The sequence below is a fragment of the Janthinobacterium sp. ROICE36 genome (assembly GCF_002869965.1).
Taxonomy (GTDB): domain Bacteria; phylum Pseudomonadota; class Gammaproteobacteria; order Burkholderiales; family Burkholderiaceae_D; genus Janthinobacterium.
The window spans coordinates 26,268-46,829 of record NZ_PEBS01000009.1; the positions used below are offsets into that span (position 1 = coordinate 26,268).

A 20,562-nucleotide genomic window follows, 5' to 3' on the forward strand; every position below is an offset into this window, starting at 1 on the left:
CCATCCCGCACCTCCCCGACGGATGCCATTATGCCCCAGCCCAGCTGGGGCATTTTTTATGCCTGAACACTTACTGAACGCGATTACTCGCCCAGATACGCCGCCTTCACGCGCGGGTCATCGAGCATGGCGGCCGCGTTGCCACCCATGGTGACGAGCCCGGAATCCATCACATAGCCGCAGTGCGCCGCTTGCAGGGCCAGGCGGGCATTCTGTTCGACCAGCAAAATCGTGATGCCTTCGGACGACACCTTGCGGATCACCTCGAAGATTTTTTCCACCATGATGGGAGACAAGCCCATCGATGGCTCATCGAGCAGCAGCAGTGTCGGATGGCTCATCAGCGCGCGCGCCATGGCCAGCATCTGCTGCTCTCCGCCCGACAGGGTACCGGCCATCTGCGCCGCCCGCTCCTTCAGGCGCGGAAACACGTCGAACCAGCGGGCGATATCGTCTTCGACACCCGCCTTGTCCGTGCGCGTGTAGGCGCCCATCATGAGGTTTTCGCGGATCGACATGCGGGTAAACACGCCCCGCCCTTCCGGCACCATGGCCAATTTCCTTTCCACCAGGTGAAACGATTTCGTGCCCTTGAGCGACTCGCCCAGGTAGCTGATCGTCCCCGCGACCTTGCAGGCGGGCAAGGTGCCCGTGATGGCTTTCAAGGTCGTCGTCTTGCCGGCGCCGTTTGCGCCGATCAGGGCGATCAGTTCGCCCTGATTGACTTCCAGGTCGATGCCTTTCACCGCCTTGATGCCGCCGTACGCCACGTGCAGGCCCGCGACCTTGAGTACATTCTTGTTCAAGCCATTCTCAGTCATGCGTGCGATCCCCCCAGGTAAGCCTCGATGACGGCCGGGTTTTGTTGTATTTCGGCTGGCAAGCCTTCGGCGATGCGCTTGCCATATTCGAGCACCGTGATGCAGTCGCACAGCCCCATCATCAGTTTCACGTCGTGCTCGATCAACAGCACGGTCTTGCCTTCGGCCTTGATTTTTACCAGCAACTCGCGCAGGGCCAGCTTTTCCGTCGCATTCATGCCGGCCGCCGGCTCGTCGAGGGCCAGCAGAGTAGGATCGGTGGCCAGCGCGCGGGCGATTTCCAGGCGCCGCTGGTCGCCATACGATAAGAAGCGCGCCGTGCGATTGGCAAACTGGGCGATGCCAACGAAATCGAGCAATTCCATCGCCCGCTTGCGTATGGACGCCTCTTCCTCACGCGCCGCCTTGTGGCGGAAAATGGCGCCGAACACGCCCTGGTGCGAGCGTACATGGCGCCCTACCATGACGTTTTCCAGCGCCGTCATGTCGCCAAACAGGCGAATGTTCTGAAAAGTGCGGGCGATGCCTGCCTTGGCCACCTTGTGCGGCGCAGACGGCGAATACGGCTTGCCGGCCAGCTCGAAGGTGCCCGTGTCGGGCTGGTACAGACCCGTGATGACATTGAAAAAGGTGGTCTTGCCGGCACCGTTCGGGCCGATCAAACCGTAAATTTGCCCCTGCCGGATGGTAATGCCCACGTCGGTCAGCGCCTGCAAGCCGCCGAAACGCTTATTCACGCCGGCAATGTTGAGAATGATCTGTTCGCTCATGCTAGCCCTCCCTTAAGCGGACACGACGCCGGTGGATTTATTCGGCTGGTCCACATCGTGGTCGGGCCGGTCCTCGTGCTTCGGCGATGGCCACAATCCGGCGGGACGGTTGAGCATGATCAAGACCATGGCCAGGCCGTACAGCAGCTGGCGCAGCACTTCCGCCTCGATTATCACGTGGCCGAACAGCGCCTGCTGGGCAGGTTCCACCACGTGGCGCAGCACTTCGGGTATCGAGGCGAGGATGACGCCGCCGAGGATCACACCGGGGATATGGCCGATGCCGCCCAGCACCACCATGGCCAGCACGGCGATCGATTCCGTCAGCGAGAACGATTCGGGCGAAACAAAGCCCTGGAACGAGGCAAACATGGCACCGGCCACGCCGCCGAACGAGGCGCCCATGGAAAAGGCCAGCAGTTTGACGTTGCGCGTGTTGATGCCCATGGCTTTCGCGGCGATCTCGTCTTCGCGGATGGCCACCCAGGCACGGCCCAGGCGCGAATGCTGCAGGCGCTTGGTGACGAACACGACGGCGATGCACAGGAAGAGGAACAAAAAGTAATAGGCGTTCACGGACGGCATGGAAAAGCCGCCGACCACGACGGTGCTATTGGTGCCCGCCTCGCCGGCCAGGTTGACGCCGAAGATGCGGATGGGATCGATCAGATTGATGCCTTGCGGCCCATTCGTGAAATTGATGGGGTCGTTCAAATTGTTCATGAAGATGCGGATGATCTCGCCAAAGCCCAGGGTCACGATGGCCAGATAGTCGCCGCGCAGCTTCAAGGTCGGCGCGCCCAGCAAGGCGCCGAACAGGCCGGCCACAAACGCGGCCAGCGGCACGATGAGCCAGATCGACAGATGGATGCCGTTTTCGCGGATTTCAGGCCCCATCAGCTGTACCAGGGTTGCACCCAGCACCGGATATTGATTCACCACCGATTCGAGCAGGATGGCGAACTGCGGCGACGCCAGCAAGGCCGTCAGGTAAGCCCCCACGGCATAGAAGGCGATATAACCGAGGTCGAGCAGGCCGGCAAAGCCGACGACGATGTTCAGGCCCAGGGCCAGCATGATGTACAGCAAGGCCATGTCGATGATGCGCACCCACGAGTTGCCGAACTGCGCGGCAAAAAACGGGAACACCATCAGCAGCGCTGCCAGGCCCAGCATGCCGGCGTAAGCCTTGGCGGGATTCTTTTTTGCGTCGAAATCGAGTAATGCCATGATTAATCTCCCAGTTTCACATCAGGCACGGTCGGCCACTCTTTCGCCCATGATGCCGGACGGGCGCAGGGTCAACACGATGATCAGCACGACGAAGGCAAAGATATCCTGGTAGTGGCTGCCGAGGAAACCGCCCGTGAGGTCGCCGATATAACCGGCGCCCAGACTCTCGATGAGGCCCAGCAAAATCCCCCCCAACATGGCGCCATAGATATTGCCGATGCCGCCCAGCACGGCCGCGCAAAAGGCCTTCAAGCCGGGGATGGCGCCCATGGAAAATTGAATGGATGCATAATTGGCGCCCCACATCACACCCGCCACGGCCGCCAACGCGGCGCCGATGGCAAAGGTGGCAACAATGACCTTGTCGGAATCGACGCCCATGAGGCCCGCCACGCGGGGGTTTTCCGCCGTGGCGCGCATGGCGCGGCCCATTTTCGTTTTTTCCACCAGCAACACCAAGCCGCCCATCGACAGGGCAGCCAGGGCCAGCAGCAATACTTGCGTTTGCGAAATCACGGCGCCGCCTATATTGATAGGGTCGGTCGACAGCAATTGGGGAAAGGGCAAGGGATTGCGCGTCCAGATCATCATGGCAAAGGTTTGCAACAGGATGGAGACGCCGATGGCGGTAATCAGGGGGGCGAGGCGGGGGGCGTTGCGCAGGCGGCGGTAGGCAACCCGCTCGATGATGATGTTGACCAGAATACAGATGGGAATGGCGCCGAGGATGGCGGTGGCCAGTTTCAAATAGCCGGGCCAGTCCGGCACATAGATGCCCAGCAGCTTGAGGATGGTCAAGCCCACCATGGCGCCGATCATGAGCACATCGCCGTGGGCGAAGTTGATCAGGTTCAAGACGCCGTACACCATCGTGTAACCGAGGGCGACTAAGGCATACATGCTGCCCAGCACCAAGCCGTTAATGATCTGCTGGATGAATGTATCCATGATTGCCCTATCAAATATGCATTTTTCGGGAACAACATCCGCCAGAACATGGGGTGCTGATACAAAAACGGCACCGGAGGAAGAATTCCTGCAGTGCCATCCCTGGACCGTTCTCACCAGCATGGTGCACGCACTCAAAACGGGCGTGACCTTGCTTAGTCATAACGACAACATATTCAAGCTTGAGGCAATCATAACGATCTTTTGCAAAAACTAAGCTTGGAATAAATCAATCATTTCCGAATTAAATTCGGTTTTGAGGTGCTTATTTCATTGATACTCAATTGCCCTACACACTCAGGCGACGTCGCGCTTGAGGCCATCGAGGCCTTTCGGCATCGGGAACGTGACGGCTTCCTGCACGCCGTCGAGCGGACGCACGCTCTTCACGCCGCACTCTTTCAAGCGGTCGATGACGGCTTGCACCAGCACCTCGGGTGCCGAGGCGCCAGCCGTCACACCCACGCGCAGCTTGCCTTCCAGCCAGGCGGGGTCGATCTGCGAAGCATTGTCGACCATGTAGGCAGGCGTGCCCATCTTCTCGGCCACTTCGCGCAAACGGTTCGAATTCGAGCTGTTCGGGCTGCCCACGACGATCACCACTTCCACTTGCGGCGCCATGAATTTCACGGCTTCCTGGCGATTGGTGGTGGCGTAGCAGATGTCGCCTTTTTTCGGCTCGGCGATGTTCGGATATTTCAGCTTCAAGGCCTCGATAATGTCGCGAGTGTCGTCAACTGACAACGTTGTTTGCGAAACATAGGCCAGGCTGTCCGGATTGGCAACCTGCAATGCCGCCACATCTTCGAGCGTCTCCACCAGATGCATGCCCATATCGGCCTGGCCCATCGTGCCTTCCACCTCTGGGTGGCCATCGTGGCCGATCATGATGATCTCGCGGCCTTCGCGGCGCATCTTGCCCACTTCCATGTGCACCTTGGTGACCAGCGGGCAAGTCGCATCAAAAATGCTCAGGCCGCGCGATTCCGCCTCGGCGCGCACGGCTTTCGACACGCCATGGGCGGAAAACACGAGCGTATTGCCAGCAGGCACGTCATCGAGGTCGTCGATGAAGATGGCGCCCTTGTTGCGCAAGTCGGCCACCACATAGGCGTTGTGGACGATTTCATGGCGCACGTAGATCGGTGCGCCAAATTGCTGCAAGGCACGCTCGACGATTTCAATCGCCCGGTCGACGCCAGCGCAGAAACCGCGGGGCTGGGCCAGTAACAGTTCTTTATCCATCGCTATTCCTTCACAACACCGAAATGAGCTTGACTTCAAAGCGCAGCGGCTGGCCGGCCAGCGGATGATTGAAGTCGAACAGGGCCGAGTCCTCGCGCATTTCACGCAGCACGCCGGCAAAGCGGCCGCCGCCCGGCGCGGCAAAGTCGACCAGGTCGCCGATCTTGTAGTCGGCGCCCGGCACCGAGTTCTCGTCCAGGGTGGCGCGCGAAACCGACTGCACCAGCTCGGGATTGCGCTCGCCAAAGCCTTCGCCGGCGGCCAGCTCGAACGTCTGGTGCGTGCCTTCAGGCAAGCCCAGCAGGCGCTGCTCGAGGAATGGCGCCAACTGGCCCTGTCCCAGCATCAAGGTAGCAGGATTTCCACTAAAGGTAGTGACAATATCAGTACCGTCAACAGTAGCAAGACGATAATGCAGGGTGAGGTAAGCCGCTTCGGTGACGACTGCTGGTTGCTCGTTGGACATAGTGAGTTTTCAAGTAGCTGATGCAAAACGATATTGTAAGCCACACTGGCCGCGCCTGCGCCATGGCTTCGTCAAAGAAGACCATGCTGGGGCACGCGCCGGTGACAAACAGGAGAACAGCATGGGCATCAAGGATTGGCCCGCCAGCGAACGGCCACGCGAACGCCTGATCGAGGATGGCGCGCAATCGCTGTCGGATGCGGAATTGCTGGCCGTCTTCCTGCGCACGGGCGTGCGCGGCAAGAGCGCGGTGGAACTGGCGCGCGACACGGTGGAGCACTTCGGTTCCCTGCGGGGCCTGTTCGGCGCCAGCCTGGTGAGTTTTTCCGCCGTGCATGGCATGGGCAGCGCCAAGTTTGCCCAGCTACAAGCGGTAATGGAACTGGCGCGGCGCGCCATCATCGAGGACTTGCAGACGGGCCAGGCGCTCAATTCGCCGCACGCCGTCAAGGATTACCTGCGCCTGACCCTGGGCAACCTGCCGCATGAAGCATTTCACGTGTTGTTTTTGGACGTCAAGAATCGCCTGATCACGGCCCGGGAAATGTTTCGCGGCACCCTCACCCATACCAGCGTGTACCCGCGCGAAGTGGTCAAACAGGCGCTGCTGCACAACGCGGCCAGCGTCATGCTGGCCCACAACCACCCGTCCGGCACGCCGGAACCGAGCGAATCGGATTTATTACTGACGCGCGCGCTGGTGCAGGCATTGTCGCTGGTGGACGTGCGCATCCTCGACCATTTCGTCGTGGCCGGGCGGCAAGTGCATTCGTTTGCAGAGCACGGCCAGATCTAGCGCAGACGCGGCATGGCAGCGGTCAATTATCAGTTAACCATGTGTAAACAAGGACATACGTGACCGCAGCAAGGCGCTTATCTAACAGTAAACAGCGCTGCTTACCAGTGCTCTTCCCTATGAAGAAAGGTAAAAGTCAAATTGTTAAATTATTTCAATACAACATGACACAATTGTTTTTCGCAAGTCATTGATAAATCTGCTTATTTTGGATATACTCTCGTTTTTCCAATTTGGAATATCTTTAAGGAGTGCGCCATGGCACGTGTTTGCCAAGTCACTGGGAAGAAGCCGATGGTCGGCAACAATGTTTCCCATGCAAACAACAAAACCAAACGTCGTTTTTTGCCTAACTTGCAGAATCGTCGTATTTTTGTTGAATCTGAAAACCGCTGGGTCTCCCTGCGTTTGTCCAACGCCGGTCTGCGCGTCATCGATAAAGTCGGCATCGACGCCGTATTGGTCGATATGCGCGCTCGTGGCGAAAAAGTCTAATTAGCAGAATAAGGGAGCTATCATGGCAAAATCAGGCCGCGACAAAATCAAGTTAGAATCGACCGCCGGTACGGGTCACTTCTACACGACTACCAAAAACAAGCGTACGACGCCTGCGAAAATGGAGATCATGAAATTTGATCCTAAAGCACGCAAGCACGTAACGTACAAAGAAACCAAAATCAAGTAATTGATATTGTGTTCTGTAAAAAGAGCCGCTCCGATGAGCGGTTTTTTTTCGTCCTGATTATTTACGCCACCCTCGCCCTTTGCCAAGGCGAAAAAAAACCCTGGAAACCAGGGTCTTGATATGCAGCAGCTTACTTATGCATAACTGCGCAGGCGCAAGGAGAAATCCTGCAGCGACTCGATGCCCGACGCTTCGGCGCGCGTGCACCAGTCTTGCAGCTTCTGCAGCAATTGCTCGCGCGTAAAGTGGGAACGCTCCCAGATGGCGCCCAGTTCCACGCGCATGTGGTGCATGGTTTCCAGCGCCTTGCTGTGCTGGAACAATTCAGATAACTGCTCGTGCTGCGCATCGGCCAGCTTGCCCGGCTCACGCTGCATCAGCTTGCGCGACGACTTGAGGAAACGCTTTTCCAGTTCGGCCTTGTTCTTCAGGTGTTCCAGCTCTTCCTTCCAGGCATGCTTGATCGATTTCGCATACTTGGCCATCACGTCATAGCGGTTGGCGATGACCGATTGCAAGGTCTCGAAGTCCGCTTCCAGCTTGCCGTGCGAGAACTTCGGTTCTGGCGCCAGCTTTTTCACCTTGGCCAGGCCCAGCATTTCCAGCGCGCGGATATACGCCCAGCCGATATCGATTTCATACCATTTCGACGACAGCTTGGCCGACGTCGCATACGTATGGTGATTGTTGTGCAACTCTTCGCCGCCGATCAGGATGCCAAACGGAATGATGTTGGTGGCCGCGTCGGCGCAATCATAGTTGCGGTAACCCCAGTAGTGGCCGATGCCGTTGATGATGCCGGCTGCCGTGATCGGGATCCACATCATTTGCACGGCCCACACGGAAATGCCGATCACGCCGAACAACACAAAATTGATGACAAACAGCGACACCACGCCCAGCCAGCTGTATTTGGTGTACAGATTGCGTTCGATCCAGTCCGTCGGCGTGCCATGACCGTACTTGGCCATGGTTTCCATGTTCTTCGATTCAGCGCGGTACAGCTCGGCGCCTTCCCAGAAGACTTTCTTGATGCCGCGCGTCACGGGGCTGTGCGGATCTTCTTCCGTATCGCACTTGGCGTGGTGCTTGCGGTGGATGGCCGCCCATTCCTTGGTGACCTGGCCCGTCGTCAGCCACAGCCAGAAACGGAAGAAATGGCTGGGAATTGCGTGCAACTCCAGCGCCCGGTGGGCCTGGTGGCGGTGCAGGTAAATCGTGACGCTGGCGATCGTGATGTGCGTGACCAGCATGGTGTACAGGAAAACTTGCCATGCGGACAGATCGGTAATGCCAGTTGCCATGAACTGCAAAACGTCGTGTAAAACGGAACTCAATGTCATTACTACTACTCCAAGTGGACAGGCATGCGCACGGTCGCTCCAGTGACTCCAGAGGTCCGGCAGAGTTAATTTTAGACGTAATTGTACGCCCTAATGGGTGCTATCAGGCAAAATCGGAGGCGGGCAGCGAGGTTATGGCTGGGTGCCGGATGGCGCGGACTCACCCTCTGCCGCACCCGCGAGCGGGGCAGGAGGCGTACCAACAATACGCAATTCGCGTTGCGGAAACGGTACACTGACCTTATGTTCCTGCAAGGTGCGCCAGATGGCGCGGTTCACATTCGACTTCACGCCGCCCGTGCCGTTTTCCGGATCCGCGATCCAGAAGCCAATCTGCACGTCGAGGCCGTCGGCGCCGAAACGCACGAGGGTGGCCGATGGCGGCTTGCTTTGCGACACGCGCGGCACCTTGGCCGTCGCCGCTTCCAGCAAGGGAAAGATGACGTCGAGATCCGTTTCATAGCCCAGCGACACAGGCACGCCCAGCCAGATCATACGATTGCTCAGCGACATATTTTGTACACCGCCGGATATCAGCATTTCATTGGGCACGATGGATTCAACGCCATCGGCACCCAGTAACACAGTATAGCGCGTATTGATTTGCGTGACTTTGCCCGTGAACTGGCCGACAGTGATCATGTCGCCGATGGTCAGGCTACGGTCGAGCAAGATGATAAAGCCGGACACAAAGTTCGCGGCGATCTTTTGCAAGCCAAAGCCCAGCGCCACGCCGAAGGCACCGCCAAATACGGATAGCACGGTCAGGTCGATGCCCACCAGCGACAGGCTGACCAGCACGGAAACGAGGATCAGCACGGCGCGCCCCATGCGCGACATCACCACGCGCAAGGAAGTGTGCAGACCCGGCATTTTCATCAGGCGCTCGTCGAGCGAGGTGCCGGCCCACATGGCCAGCACCAGCAGCACGGCCACCGAAACAGCGGCTTGCAAGATGGCAGCCACGGATACCTTGTTGCGTCCCAGCGGCACGACGATGCTTTCCAGGAATACATGCAATTCCGGCCACAGGCCCGTGATATACAGGGCCATGCCGGCCCACACCACGACCGTGAATATCTTTTCCAACAGCAACATGGTCGGGCTGATGTCGCCATGGCGGGCAAAAATGCGGCGCAGCACATAAAAACCGAAGCGCACCAGCGCCATCGAGGTGCACAGGGGAATGGCGATACTGAGCAGATTCACCGACTGGAACTTGGCCAGGAAATGTTGCGCAATGCCCAGCAGCATGGCCGCCAGCACGGGCGTCAGGATGCGGATGAAACTGTCCGTGCGCTGCAAGGTTTCCGGCGTAGCCGGGACAACGGCCGCTTCCGCCCGCTGGTGCAGGAATTCGCGCAACTGCCGCACCAGCAACCAGCTCAAGGCCAGGCAAGCGACGATGACCAACGCTTGCCACAGGATGGCCGGTTGACGGAAATCATTGACAAAATCAGTGATCAGGTTGAGCAGCGGGGTTTCGTTCATGGCAGATGGGGGCTGGAAGGTGGGACGGATGGACGGTGTGCCCATGCCGCCAGGCGGGCTGGCGGCATTGAAAGCGGCCACTGCAGGTGCAGCGGCCGCCCGTGACTAGCTTACTCGGCTTGTTCAGCGTCAACGTCGTCGGCCGGTTTTTCATCGGCGTAGACTTTTTTCGGCATGATCTTGCGCTCGAACACGGCGGCGAAAAAGCCGTCGGTATGGTGCAGGTGCGGCAACAATTTCAGGTAATCGCCCATTTCCAGCTCGATCTTCTGTTCCGCTAGCACTTTATTCATCGGCACCAGGGTGAAGTCCGGATGCGCGGCCAGGAATTGCTCGGCGATAAAATCGTTTTCTTCGTTCAGGAAGCTGCAGGTGGCGTACACCAGACGGCCGCCGCCCTTGACCAGGCGCGCCGCGCCGGCCAGGATGGCTGCCTGCTTGGCTTGCAGTTCGACGATGGAGTTCGGCTGCTGGCGCCATTTCACGTCCGGATTGCGGCGCAGGGTGCCCAGGCCGCTGCACGGGGCATCGACCAGCACGCGGTCGATCTTGCCGGCCAGGCGCTTGATCTTGGCATCACGCTCATGCGCGATCTGCACGGGATGCACGTTCGACAGGCCGCTGCGGGCCATGCGCGGCTTCAGCTTGGCCAAACGCTTTTCCGACACGTCAAACGCATACAAACGGCCCGTGTTGCGCATCAGCGCGCCCAGCGCCAGGGTCTTGCCGCCCGCGCCGGCACAGAAATCGACCACCATCTCGCCGCGCTTGGCGCCGACGATCTGCGACAGGATCTGGCTGCCTTCATCTTGCACTTCGATGGCGCCGCTCTGGAACAAAGGCATGTTTTGCAGCGAAGGCTTCTTGATCACGCGCAAACCCAGCGGCGCATAAGGCGTCGGCGTGCTGAGGATCGGTGCTTCGGCCAGGGCCAGCATCACGTCTTCACGCGTGGCCTTGAGCGAATTGACGCGCAAGTCCAGCGGCGCCGGCGCGTTCAGCGCATCGGTCAGCTTCATGGTTTCCGCTTCGCCGAACTGGGCGATCAGCTTGTCGAACAGCCAGGTCGGCATGTTGGCGCGCATGTTCGCCGGCATCAGGCTGCGGTCGATCTGCGTGATGCGTTCCAGCCATTCGACTTCTTCTTCCGTCAAGCCGCCCAGGGAGTCGGCACCGACAGCTTCGGCCAGGCCGAGGATGGTCAGGCGGCGCATGGTCGGGCCACTGCCCGCTTCGGCGAAATCGGTAAAGAACGATTTGTTGCGCAACACGGCATAAATGCCTTCGGCGATGGCGCCGCGTTCGCGCGAACCGAGGCGCGGATGGTCGCGGAAATAGCGCGACAGGGTGGTGTCGGCCGGGGCCGTGAAACGTAAAATTTCGCGCAATACTTCTTCAGCATTGGCAAGTATCGCTGGTGGCAATCTCATTGTTATTCTTCCTGTAATATTTTATTGAGGGTCCACGCGGACCTGGCCATGCTCGACCGACAGTTTATCGTCAATGAACAGGCGGATGGCGCGCGGGTAAAGCAGATGTTCCTGTACCAGCACGCGCGCCGATAAGCTGTCTTCTGTGTCGCCCGGCAAGACGGGGACTTTGGCGCTCGCCACGGCCGGGCCATGATCGAGCTCGGCAGTGACGAAATGCACGGTCGCGCCGTGTTCCGTCACACCCGCCTGGAGCGCCTGGCGGTGCGTCGCCATGCCCGGGAACAGCGGCAGCAGCGACGGGTGGATATTGAGCATGCGCCCCGCGTAATGCTCGACGAAGGGCGGCGTCAGGATGCGCATGAAACCGGCCAGCACGACCAGATCGGGGGCGTAGCCGTCGATCACGGCTTGCAGCGCCGCATCAAACTGTTCGCGGCTGGCATAATCCTTGTTGGCAACGACTGCCGTCGCTATCCCATGTTGCGCGGCAAAAACCAGTCCCTGGGCATCGGCCCGGTTACTGATGACGGCGGCAATCCGGGCAGGCCATTGCTCGGCTTGCGCCACGCGTACGACCGCTTCCATGTTGCTGCCGCGTCCGGAAATGAGGATAACGATATTTTTCATAGCGCGCATTGTACCCGCTATGGCGATACGAATCTAGAAAGGCCGGCATTATTGTTGCAACGCAACATAAGCGCCGGAGCGCCAGAGTTGCCCGGCGATGCCGATTGCCATCTGCATGGAAGGCCGGTTTTACGGCGCCGCGACAAGAGTAAGTATTTACTCGAATGAATAGAAGACGCGGAACGGCACTTTCTTCTCGGCCCAGTAGTCGGCCGCATCGCGAAACACGTCGAGCAGGATCTCGCGCGCTTCCTTGTCGAATTTTTGCGTATTTGGCAATTGCTCGAGCACCACCAGGAAGCCCGTTTGCGTACCGGCCTTGTGCATGGTGTCCGTCAGGCACAGGCGCAGGGCATCAAAATTCTTCGCCAGGTTTTTCGGAAACAGGAATGCTTCTGCAATAATGCCGATGACTTGTTGTTTGGTCTGTCCAGCGTTGCAATGCGCATATAAAAAGTGCTGCCCGAGACGAACCGCCTCGTCTTGTAATTCGGTCACGCGAAAGGCACGGATGGACTGGACAAGGTTGGGCGGCACGGTTAGTAACAAACTCATTTTTCCCTCAAATCGACCTGTTATGTATGGATTTTTTCTAGCTGTTCTTCTTATTGCATCCCCGCACGCGGGTCAATGCGCACGCGGTGATTCGATCTGTATCAACTTTTATGCGATTCAGTGCGATTTTATATAAGCCATACGCGTATTAGGGTAACGTGTTGTCCTGTATGAATCAACCCGAATATGATGTCAAACGCAAGATTTGTTACAAACCGCTGGTTTCAAGTCATCCAACATCATGTATCGATTGAAAGTGCATGTTACAGACTGTGGGGCAAGGGGCTTGGGCTGTTACATTTTGTTGCTATGCGAAACACTTGCCCCGGTCTGGCGGGATTACTATAGTCCCAAGTTGTAAAAAATACCCTGAAAGATTCTCTACATAATGAGGTTATAAATGAACTTGCAAGCCAAATTGATGATGTCAGCCCTTTGTATCGGCGCATTGCCACTCGCCCAGGCTGCCGACTTTGAAGATTTCGGCAAAGTCGTGCGCGTCGTGCCGCAAGTGGAACAGATCAATCGTCCACGCCAGGAATGCCGTACGGAATACGTGCAAGTGCAGGCGCCACCGCAGCAGCGCAGCGCTGGCGGCTCCATCGTCGGCGGTATCGCCGGCGCCCTGTTAGGTAGCCAGGTCGGTGGCGGCAATGGCCGCACGGCCGCCGCCGCTGCTGGCGCGATTGCCGGCGCAGTCGTTGGCGACCGTGTCGACAACCAGAACAACTACCAGGGCGGCATGCAGGAACAAGCCGTCAAGCAATGCCGCCAGGTCGACCACTGGGAATCGCGCAACAATGGCTACCAGGTCACCTACGACTACCGCGGCCGCAACTACACGAGCATCATGTCCTATGATCCGGGCGAACGTATCCGCCTGCGCGTGTCGATCGAGCCAGCACAGCAGTAAGCGCAACAAGCGGCCCGTAGCATGCCAGTCCCAGCGGCTGGCATTTTTTATGCTGCTACGGCACGGGCTATAATGCGGCACACTTTCAGGCCGCCTTATGCTTATCAAACGAAAATCCATCGAACAAGTCGAATCCTCGCGCCCCGCGCGCAAGCCCCGCTATGCCCCTGTCACCCTGTCCGAAATGGATGGCGTGCGCTATTTGCATTTCGGTACGGAATGGGTGCAGGGCGCCATGCGCATCCGCAAGCCGGACTGGCCGGAACTCGAATACGCGCAGCAAATGATGGCGTGGATGCTGTGGATAGCGCAACCGCAGCACCTCGTCCAGCTGGGCCTGGGCACGGGAGCGCTGACCAAGTTCTGCTACCGCCAGTTCCCGCAGGCGCAAGTGGAAGCCATCGAACTCAATCCCTCCGTCATCACCATCTGCGCCTCGATGTTCAAGCTGCCACCCAACGATGAGCGCCTGCACGTGCGCGAGATGGATGCGCTCGACTACGTCAACGACGACGCCAACCACGACACCCTGGACGCCCTGCAGGTAGACCTGTACGACGCCACGGCGCGCGGTCCCGTGCTCGACAGTGCGGATTTTTATTCCGCCTGCTGCGCCTGCCTGGCGCCGCACGGCATCATGACGGTCAACCTGTTTGGCGACCACCCCAGCTACGCGAAGAACATCAAGGCGATGAAGTTTGCGTTTGCACAGGTGATCTGCCTGCCGGAAGTCCATGATGGGAACGTAGTGGCGATCGCTTTCAAGACGAAAGTGGCACTCGATACCGAAGCGCAAGCAGCCCTGCTGGAACGGGCCAAGCAGATCGTCGCCGAGACCAAACTGCCCGCCAAGACCTGGGTCAAGGGCATCGTCAGCACTCTGTAAGCGCCGGCACAGCCACGCAAGGCCGGCAGCCCTGAAAGGCACCGGCCATGCCCGCTTCCCCTCCTCCTTCTCCCGATACGCCGCTGGCGTTGCCGCAACTGCTGGCCTGGCTGCAGGAAGACGGCTTGCTCGACGCGGCACAAGCGGCCGCCATCGTCGCCCAGGCCGCCCTGCTGCCGGCGCCCCCCTTGCATCCGCTGTGCAACATCGCTCACGGCGCGCTGACGCTCGACACCCTGTGCGCGTGGCTGGCACAACGGGCCAGCCTGCCGTACATGCGCATCGATCCCTTGCACATCGATTTCAGCCAGGTGGCCGACGTCATGACGGCCGGCTATGCGGCCCGCTTCAACATCCTGCCCGTGGAAAGCACGCAGGAGCGCATCGTCATCGCCACGGCCCAGCCCTACGCGCTCGCTTGGCAGGCGCAGCTGGGGAATCTGGCGCCACGCAAGCTGAGCCTGGTCATCGCCAATCCGCTGCACATCGCCGACGCCATCGCGCAATTTTTCAGCCTGGCCAGTTCCGTCAAGGTGGCCCAGCAAGCGTCCACGCAAGACCTCGCGCTGCGCCACAATTTCGAACAGCTGGTGGAACTGGGACGCAACAAGACCGGCCTCGACGCCAACGACCAGCATGTGGCGCGCATCGTCGACTGGCTGTGGCAATACGCGTTTGCCCAGCGCGCGTCCGACATCCATCTGGAACCGAAGCGCGACGCCGGCCTCGTGCGCCTGCGCATCGACGGCCGCCTGCACCAGGCCTATCAATTGCCGCCCGTGGTGCTGCTGGCCATGACGGCGCGCATCAAGTTGCTCGGACGCATGGACGTGGTGGAAAAGCGCCGCCCCCAGGATGGCCGCATCAAGACGCGCAATGCGCAGGGCCAGGAAATCGAGCTGCGCCTGTCCACCTTGCCCACGGCCTTCGGCGAAAAGCTCGTCATGCGCATCTTCGACCCGGAAATCGCCATCAAGAGCCTGTTTGACCTGGGCTTTCCGCCCGCGGACGCCGAACGCTGGCGCCAGCTGACGGCGCGCACGCACGGCATCGTGCTGGTCACGGGACCCACCGGCTCGGGCAAGACCAGCACCCTGTACAGCACCTTGAAGGCGCTGGCTGGCAGCGAAGTCAATGTCTGCACCGTGGAAGACCCGATTGAAATGGTCGAACCGGCCTTCAACCAGATGCAGGTGCAAACCCAGGCCGGCATCGAACTGTCGTTTGCCGATGGCGTGCGGGCGCTGATGCGGCAAGATCCCGACATCATCATGGTGGGAGAAATCCGCGACCTGGCCACGGCCGAAATGGCCATCCAGGCGGCGCTGACGGGCCACCTGGTACTGTCTACCCTGCATACCAACGACGCGCCCTCGGCCGTCATGCGCCTGCTGGAACTGGGCTTGCCCGCCTATCTGCTGGAAGCGTGCCTGATCGGCGTGCTGGCGCAGCGCCTGCTGCGCTGCCTGTGTCCGGGCTGCAAGCAGCTGGACGCCGCCACGGGCGAAGCTTCATGGCAGCGCCTGACGGGCGGCCAGCTGGAACGGCCGCAGGCCACGTACCGCCCCGTCGGCTGCGCCCAGTGCCGGCACAGCGGCTACCTGGGACGTGCCGGCATTTATGAACTGCTGAGCGTGACGGAAACGTTCGGCCAGTTGGTCAAGGCGGGCGCCGACCTGCACGCGCTGCGCCGTCAAAGCATCCTCGACGGCATGACGCCGCTGCGCATCGCCGGCGCACGCAAAGTCATCGACGGCACGACCAGCATCGACGAAGTGCTGAAGCTCACGGCTGCCCTGCATTAACTGGCCTGCAATTTCTCGCAGGAATGCTTTGCATTCTTTTTCAACTGATATATAATGCGGCCTCTTTCGGGTCGTTAGCTCAGCTGGTAGAGCAGCGGACTTTTAATCCGTTGGTCGCAGGTTCGAATCCCGCACGGCCTACCACGAATGCGCAGTACTAAAAAGCTCATCCTCACGGATGGGCTTTTTTCGTTTCCGGCCCTCGCGGTTATACTGGCGCTTCGTCTTGCCAGCCCTGAAAGAAACGCATGAAACCTGCCGCCACCCTCTTCCTGGCCGCCGCCTGCCTATCCGCGCAGGCACAAGCTCAACCGCCCATCGTGCTCGACGGCCAGTACAGCGCCCGCACTGATGAGATGAGCTTGCAGATCATCGGCAAGCGCGTCTGCTTCGCGCCCGACAAGGCGCAATGGGGCCGATTGCCCCGCCCTGCCGCCGCGCACGATGCGTGGTTCTGCTTTTCCAACGATGGCGAGGCGCGCCGGCTGCTGCGCGTGCCCGCGCGCCAGGCCGACAATTGCGGTTGGCAAGCCCGCGCGCGCATCGTCATCGATACCTATCAAGCGTATGTCGGGCAAGGCGATGGCAACGACATGGCGCGCCTGGCGTCGGTGGTGAAGGTGGCACAACCGAACGCCATCGCCTGCGAGTAATCAGTCCAGTTCGTATTCCTGCAAATAACGGGCAAACAAGTCGACATCGGCCAGCGGACAGACAAAACCCGCGCCCCAGTCGGCCAGCAACAGCTGTTCTTTCATGGGCAGCAGCAACAGCTCTGGCATGCCATCGCTGCACCACAGGTCGCACACGATGCCGCTCTCGTCCAGGCCGGCGAACAGGGTTTCCGTGCTGTCGCCGCCAAAGGCCAGCACATTCTTGCATTCCACGCGGTAACTGCTGTAGCCCGTGTAGACGGCGTCATACGGCGGCATGGTATCGGCCAGCGCCAAACGCAGCTGCCGGGCCGTGATGCCCAGCACGCGCAACGGCGACGGTGGCGCCTCGGGCACGTACATCTGCGTCCAGCCGGCGCCGCTGCGGTGCGCGTCGGCGAACGCCTGCTGCTCGCCCATCTGCGTCAAACAGTGCTGCAAATTATCGAGCGGCAGCAATTCGATCATGCAAAAATCGTCTTCGTGATAATAGGCTTCCCGCATGCTTCAATTCTCCAGCATAGCTTGCAGTTGTGCATTGCGCCGCGCCGTCAACAGGCCGGCCCAGGTATCGCTCGTCACGGACGGATAACGCAGGGCGCCGAAATTCATCCAGGCATCGCGGTAGGCCAGCCACAGGCGCTGGGTGGCGCGGATGCCATCCTTGCCCACCGCACCCGCATAGGTTTCCGCCGGCTTTTTCATCAGCTTGCCGTAGATGGCGTTGAGCCCCTTGTCGAGCGCCGCCACTTGCGCCTTCGACCTACTTGCCGGCAGCTTGCCCGCTTCGTACTCGCGCACGTCCAGCGCCAGCAAATCGAGTTCGGCCGTGCGGGCGGCGATGCTCAGGGCGGCGCGCGCCGTGCCGCTCAAGTCCGTTTCATGGGCTGCGCGCGCATCGGCAAACTTGTTCGCCGCCGCCTGCAGCTTTTGCAGCGACGCTTGCGCCACGGCCGGCATGTTTACACTGACTTTGCCTGTCGCCTGGGCGCGCACGCGCTGCTTTTGCCGCGCATCGATGGCGCTGCACACACCCATCATGTAGCCGCTGGTGATGTCGTCGCACCAGTCCAGCATGCCGCGCCCGCTGGCATTGATCTGCTGCAAATGTTCTATGCGTCCCTGCATCTCGGCCGGGGCCGCATCGATGCTGCACGCATGCTTGAGCGCCAGCAAGGGGTCTTTCTGCACACCCTGTCCATTTTGGTACAGCATCATCAACACGGCGCTGTTGTGCGTAGCCATGGCGCAATGTCGCGCGGGACGCCAGTCGGCAGGCTTGGGCGAGGACATACTCTTGGTATCGTAATACAGCTCGCTGGCCTGGCACTGCTGCAAGGCAGCCACGGCGGACGGCGCCGGCAGGTCGGCCGGCGGCGGCGCCGCATCCTTGACCTTCAGGCAAGTCGCATACCAGGCCGTGCTTTCCGCCTGCCCCACGCCCATGGCGCTGGTATTCGGGTACGGTGCGGGGGCCGCGGCAAGAAGCGGGGCAGCTACCAGGCAGCTCGCGCACAGCAACAGCGTTTTCAATAAGGGTGGACTAATTTTCATGGCAGGCCCAAGGTGGCATCAGTAAAACAACAAGTTTAACTGATCAGCCGGGGCGCGCGCGTCCGATACGCGGCCGTCCCGCCTTGTAAGTAATGGTACACAGGCTTGGCAGTGCAGGAAACGATGGGCAATAATGTTGCCCGTTGTACTTTTTTCACTTCCCGGACCACGCCCATGACCTCACCCCGTCTTCGCCGTTCCCTCGGCTCCCTGCTGATCGCAGCAGCCTGCGCCTCGCTGGCAACGACCATCCACGCCGCCGATACCACGCCGGCGTCGCCAATGGCCACCACGCAAACGCAAATTAAACATGCGATCACGCATGAGGACGTGTGGCTGATGAAACGCGTGGGCGCGCCCGTCGCCAGTCCGGATGGAAAGTGGGCCGTGTTTTCCGTCGTCGACAGCGCCTACTCCAGCCAAGAGCAATGGTCGGACCTGTGGATCAAATCGCTGCTTGACGACAGCCCCGCGCGCCGCCTGACCTATTCCAAAAGCGGCGAAGGCGCCGTGGCCTGGTCGCCGGACAGCCGCCAACTGGTGTTTGTCGCCAAGCGCGACGGCGATGAAGCGGGACAGATTTACCGCCTCGACGTGGCCGCTGGCGGCGAAGCGCAGCGCCTGACCTCGCTCACCCTGGGCGCGCGCATGCCGAAATGGAGCCCGGACGGCAAGCAATTGCTGTTCATCAGCGACATCTATCCAGGCAACAAGACGGAAAGCGACGTCAAGCAAAGCGCCAAAGAGCGCAAGGAAAGCAAGGTCAGCGCCCGTTCGTATGAAACGACGGCGCCCCGCTATTTCGACAAATGGCTGACCGACAAGCAAGTGCGCCTGTTCGTCATCGACGCCGAACCTAACGCTGTCTCACGCGATATCCTGTCTGGCACGCAACTCGTCACCCTGCCGGGCTTTGGCGGCGGCCAGGGCGACGAGGGACAATCGCTGGACGCCGTCTGGACGCCGGATGGCAAGGCCGTCGTCTTCAACGCGGCCACCAACCACGATGCGGCCCAGCGCGAAGCCGTCTATTCACAACTGTATTTGCTGCCCGTGATGGGCGGCGAAGCGCAGCGTTTGACGCAGGACAAACATAGCTACGGTTCCTTGAAATTTGCGGCCGACGGCAAGACCCTGTTCGCCTTGAGCGACGCGCAAACGCCAGGCAAGGTGTATGACGTGAAACGCCTGGCCAGTTTTGCCTGGCCAATGAGCAACCCTGCGCCAACCATCCTGACGGCCAAGCTGGACCGGTCGATTTCGCGCTTCGTGCTGCCCGAAGGCGACAAGCGCGTCCTCTTCAGCTACGAACATGCGGGCCTGGAAAAGCTGTACTCGATCGACGCCAAGGGCGGCGATGTGCGCGAGGAAGCATCCTTGCCAACGGGCAGCATCAATTCGCTGAGCAGCGGCGGCAAGGCCCTGGTGGGCGTGTGGGAGTCGTCCATCAACCCGCCGGAAATCTATGCCTTCAACGGCAAGCAGCCGAAGCGCCTGACGGCCTTCAACACGGACAAGGCAAGTAAAATCGACTGGCAGGCGCCCGAGCACTTCTGGTTCACCACGGCCGACGGCGGCCAGATCCACAATATGCTCGTCAAGCCGGCCAACTTTGATCCGAACAAGAAATACCCGCTGTTTACCGTCATCCACGGCGGCGCGGCCAGCATGTGGCGCGACCAGTTCGTGCTGCGCTGGAACTATCACTTGCTGGCCAAGCCAGGCTATGTCGTGCTGCTGACGGACTACAAGGGTTCCACCGGCTACGGCGAGGAATTCTCGCGCTCTATCCAGTTCGACCCGTTGAAGGGCCCGGGCGATGAAGTCAACCAGGGCGTCGATGAAGCCATCAAGAAATACGCCTTCATCGACGGCACGAAGCTGGCCGCCGGCGGCGCCAGCTATGGCGGCCACCTGGCCAACTGGCTGCAAGCGACCACCACGCGCTACAAGGCCATCGTCTCGCACGCGGGCGAAATGGACTTGATCATGCAATGGGGCACCAGCGATGGCGGTTTCGGCCGTGAGACGAATGCAGGCGGCCCCGTCTGGTCGAACCTGCCCGTATGGCGCGAGCAAAGCCCGGTCATGCAAGCGGGCAACCATGAAAAAGGCACGGGGTTTACGACCCCCATCCTGATCACCGTGGGCGAGCTCGACTACCGCGTGCCGGCCAACAATGCCTTGATGAACTTTGCCGTGCAACAGCGCCTGAACGTGCCGGCGAAATTGCTGGTCTTCCCGGACGAAAATCACTGGATCTTGAAGGGCGAGAACAGCCGTTTCTTCTACAGCGAAGTCGAGGGCTGGCTGGCGAAATATTTAAAGTAATCCTGCT

At 60.1% G+C, this 20,562-nt stretch carries 22 protein-coding genes and 1 tRNA gene; 10 read left to right on the forward strand and 13 right to left on the reverse strand.

The genetic code is table 11. The annotated features are described in order from the left end of the window. Positions 1 to 83: 83 nt before the first annotated feature. The 4 genes from CSZ94_RS05665 to CSZ94_RS05680 are packed head-to-tail and all read right to left on the reverse strand — an operon-like array spanning position 84 to position 3,772. On the reverse strand, positions 84 to 806 hold the full coding sequence (locus tag CSZ94_RS05665; RefSeq protein WP_102120621.1) for an ABC transporter ATP-binding protein: 723 nt from the start codon (positions 804 to 806) through the stop codon (positions 84 to 86). Between the two features lie 11 nt (positions 807 to 817). After that, a complete protein-coding gene (locus tag CSZ94_RS05670) occupies positions 818 to 1,591 on the reverse strand; it encodes an ABC transporter ATP-binding protein (protein WP_102120622.1) in 774 nt (257 codons plus the stop codon). A 12-nt stretch (positions 1,592 to 1,603) separates the two neighbouring features. Continuing rightward, positions 1,604 to 2,821: an ABC transporter permease subunit gene (locus CSZ94_RS05675; protein ID WP_102120623.1), complete on the reverse strand. Its 1,218-nt coding sequence runs from the start codon at positions 2,819 to 2,821 to the stop codon at positions 1,604 to 1,606. Between the two features lie 21 nt (positions 2,822 to 2,842). Then, positions 2,843 to 3,772: a branched-chain amino acid ABC transporter permease gene (locus CSZ94_RS05680; protein WP_102120624.1), complete on the reverse strand. Its 930-nt coding sequence runs from the start codon at positions 3,770 to 3,772 to the stop codon at positions 2,843 to 2,845. On the opposite strand from CSZ94_RS05680, the gene CSZ94_RS05685 reads away from it, so the two are divergent. Beyond that, a complete protein-coding gene (locus tag CSZ94_RS05685) occupies positions 3,771 to 3,989 on the forward strand; it encodes a hypothetical protein (protein ID WP_070281343.1) in 219 nt (72 codons plus the stop codon). The two genes, CSZ94_RS05680 and CSZ94_RS05685, sit on opposite strands and share 2 nt — an antisense overlap. An 80-nt stretch (positions 3,990 to 4,069) precedes the next feature. Here the strand turns inward: CSZ94_RS05685 and ispH are convergent, their stop codons facing one another. Both ispH and CSZ94_RS05695 read right to left on the reverse strand, forming a co-directional pair. Then, the gene (gene ispH, locus CSZ94_RS05690; RefSeq protein WP_102120625.1) at positions 4,070 to 5,017 is read right to left on the reverse strand and encodes a 4-hydroxy-3-methylbut-2-enyl diphosphate reductase; all 948 of its coding nucleotides are present in this window, start codon (positions 5,015 to 5,017) and stop codon (positions 4,070 to 4,072) included. Positions 5,018 to 5,027: 10 nt separating this feature from the next. Beyond that, positions 5,028 to 5,483 carry an FKBP-type peptidyl-prolyl cis-trans isomerase gene (locus CSZ94_RS05695; protein WP_070224501.1) on the reverse strand — a complete coding sequence of 152 codons (456 nt, stop codon included), beginning with the start codon at positions 5,481 to 5,483 and terminating at the stop codon, positions 5,028 to 5,030. Positions 5,484 to 5,604: 121 nt separating this feature from the next. On the opposite strand from CSZ94_RS05695, the gene radC reads away from it, so the two are divergent. From radC to rpmG, 3 genes are all read left to right on the forward strand, one after another. Beyond that, entirely contained in the window at positions 5,605 to 6,279 is a 675-nt protein-coding gene (gene radC / locus CSZ94_RS05700) for a RadC family protein (RefSeq protein ID WP_102120626.1), read from the forward strand. A 258-nt stretch (positions 6,280 to 6,537) separates the two neighbouring features. Beyond that, the gene (rpmB, locus tag CSZ94_RS05705) at positions 6,538 to 6,774 is read left to right on the forward strand and encodes a 50S ribosomal protein L28 (protein ID WP_010400928.1); all 237 of its coding nucleotides are present in this window, start codon (positions 6,538 to 6,540) and stop codon (positions 6,772 to 6,774) included. Between the two features lie 22 nt (positions 6,775 to 6,796). Next, the gene (rpmG, locus tag CSZ94_RS05710; protein WP_010400929.1) at positions 6,797 to 6,964 is read left to right on the forward strand and encodes a 50S ribosomal protein L33; all 168 of its coding nucleotides are present in this window, start codon (positions 6,797 to 6,799) and stop codon (positions 6,962 to 6,964) included. A gap of 134 nt (positions 6,965 to 7,098) precedes the next feature. Here the strand turns inward: rpmG and CSZ94_RS05715 are convergent, their stop codons facing one another. The 5 genes from CSZ94_RS05715 to CSZ94_RS05735 form a co-directional block, all read right to left on the reverse strand. Continuing rightward, positions 7,099 to 8,268, reverse strand: coding sequence for a DesA family fatty acid desaturase (locus tag CSZ94_RS05715; protein ID WP_374703560.1), 1,170 nt, complete (start codon positions 8,266 to 8,268; stop codon positions 7,099 to 7,101). Positions 8,269 to 8,439: 171 nt separating this feature from the next. Continuing rightward, on the reverse strand, positions 8,440 to 9,879 hold the full coding sequence (locus CSZ94_RS05720) for a mechanosensitive ion channel family protein (protein WP_258000797.1): 1,440 nt from the start codon (positions 9,877 to 9,879) through the stop codon (positions 8,440 to 8,442). A gap of 29 nt (positions 9,880 to 9,908) precedes the next feature. After that, positions 9,909 to 11,228 carry an RsmB/NOP family class I SAM-dependent RNA methyltransferase gene (locus tag CSZ94_RS05725; protein ID WP_102120628.1) on the reverse strand — a complete coding sequence of 440 codons (1,320 nt, stop codon included), beginning with the start codon at positions 11,226 to 11,228 and terminating at the stop codon, positions 9,909 to 9,911. A gap of 21 nt (positions 11,229 to 11,249) precedes the next feature. Then, complete coding sequence (gene purN, locus CSZ94_RS05730) at positions 11,250 to 11,858, reverse strand: phosphoribosylglycinamide formyltransferase (RefSeq protein ID WP_102120629.1); 609 nt, start codon at positions 11,856 to 11,858, stop codon at positions 11,250 to 11,252. Positions 11,859 to 12,014: 156 nt separating this feature from the next. After that, positions 12,015 to 12,413 carry a barstar family protein gene (locus CSZ94_RS05735; protein WP_102120630.1) on the reverse strand — a complete coding sequence of 133 codons (399 nt, stop codon included), beginning with the start codon at positions 12,411 to 12,413 and terminating at the stop codon, positions 12,015 to 12,017. Between the two features lie 400 nt (positions 12,414 to 12,813). On the opposite strand from CSZ94_RS05735, the gene CSZ94_RS05740 reads away from it, so the two are divergent. From CSZ94_RS05740 to CSZ94_RS05760, 5 genes are all read left to right on the forward strand, one after another. Beyond that, complete coding sequence (locus CSZ94_RS05740; RefSeq protein ID WP_034785134.1) at positions 12,814 to 13,326, forward strand: glycine zipper 2TM domain-containing protein; 513 nt, start codon at positions 12,814 to 12,816, stop codon at positions 13,324 to 13,326. 97 nt (positions 13,327 to 13,423) lie between these two features. Next, positions 13,424 to 14,212, forward strand: a complete 789-nt coding sequence (locus tag CSZ94_RS05745) for a spermidine synthase (protein ID WP_102120631.1) — start codon at positions 13,424 to 13,426, stop codon at positions 14,210 to 14,212. A gap of 47 nt (positions 14,213 to 14,259) precedes the next feature. Beyond that, positions 14,260 to 16,017, forward strand: a complete 1,758-nt coding sequence (locus CSZ94_RS05750; protein ID WP_180977376.1) for a GspE/PulE family protein — start codon at positions 14,260 to 14,262, stop codon at positions 16,015 to 16,017. Positions 16,018 to 16,085: 68 nt separating this feature from the next. After that, positions 16,086 to 16,161, forward strand: a tRNA-Lys gene (locus tag CSZ94_RS05755). Between the two features lie 104 nt (positions 16,162 to 16,265). Beyond that, entirely contained in the window at positions 16,266 to 16,670 is a 405-nt protein-coding gene (locus CSZ94_RS05760; RefSeq protein ID WP_102120632.1) for a hypothetical protein, read from the forward strand. Here the strand turns inward: CSZ94_RS05760 and CSZ94_RS05765 are convergent, their stop codons facing one another. Further along, complete coding sequence (locus tag CSZ94_RS05765) at positions 16,671 to 17,174, reverse strand: hypothetical protein (RefSeq protein ID WP_102120633.1); 504 nt, start codon at positions 17,172 to 17,174, stop codon at positions 16,671 to 16,673. A gap of 3 nt (positions 17,175 to 17,177) precedes the next feature. Beyond that, positions 17,178 to 18,224 carry a lysozyme inhibitor LprI family protein gene (locus CSZ94_RS28270; protein WP_219725975.1) on the reverse strand — a complete coding sequence of 349 codons (1,047 nt, stop codon included), beginning with the start codon at positions 18,222 to 18,224 and terminating at the stop codon, positions 17,178 to 17,180. Positions 18,225 to 18,398: 174 nt separating this feature from the next. Between CSZ94_RS28270 and CSZ94_RS05775 the strand changes: the two genes are divergently transcribed. Then, a complete protein-coding gene (locus CSZ94_RS05775; protein WP_102120635.1) occupies positions 18,399 to 20,555 on the forward strand; it encodes an alpha/beta hydrolase family protein in 2,157 nt (718 codons plus the stop codon). Positions 20,556 to 20,562 lie beyond the last annotated feature (7 nt).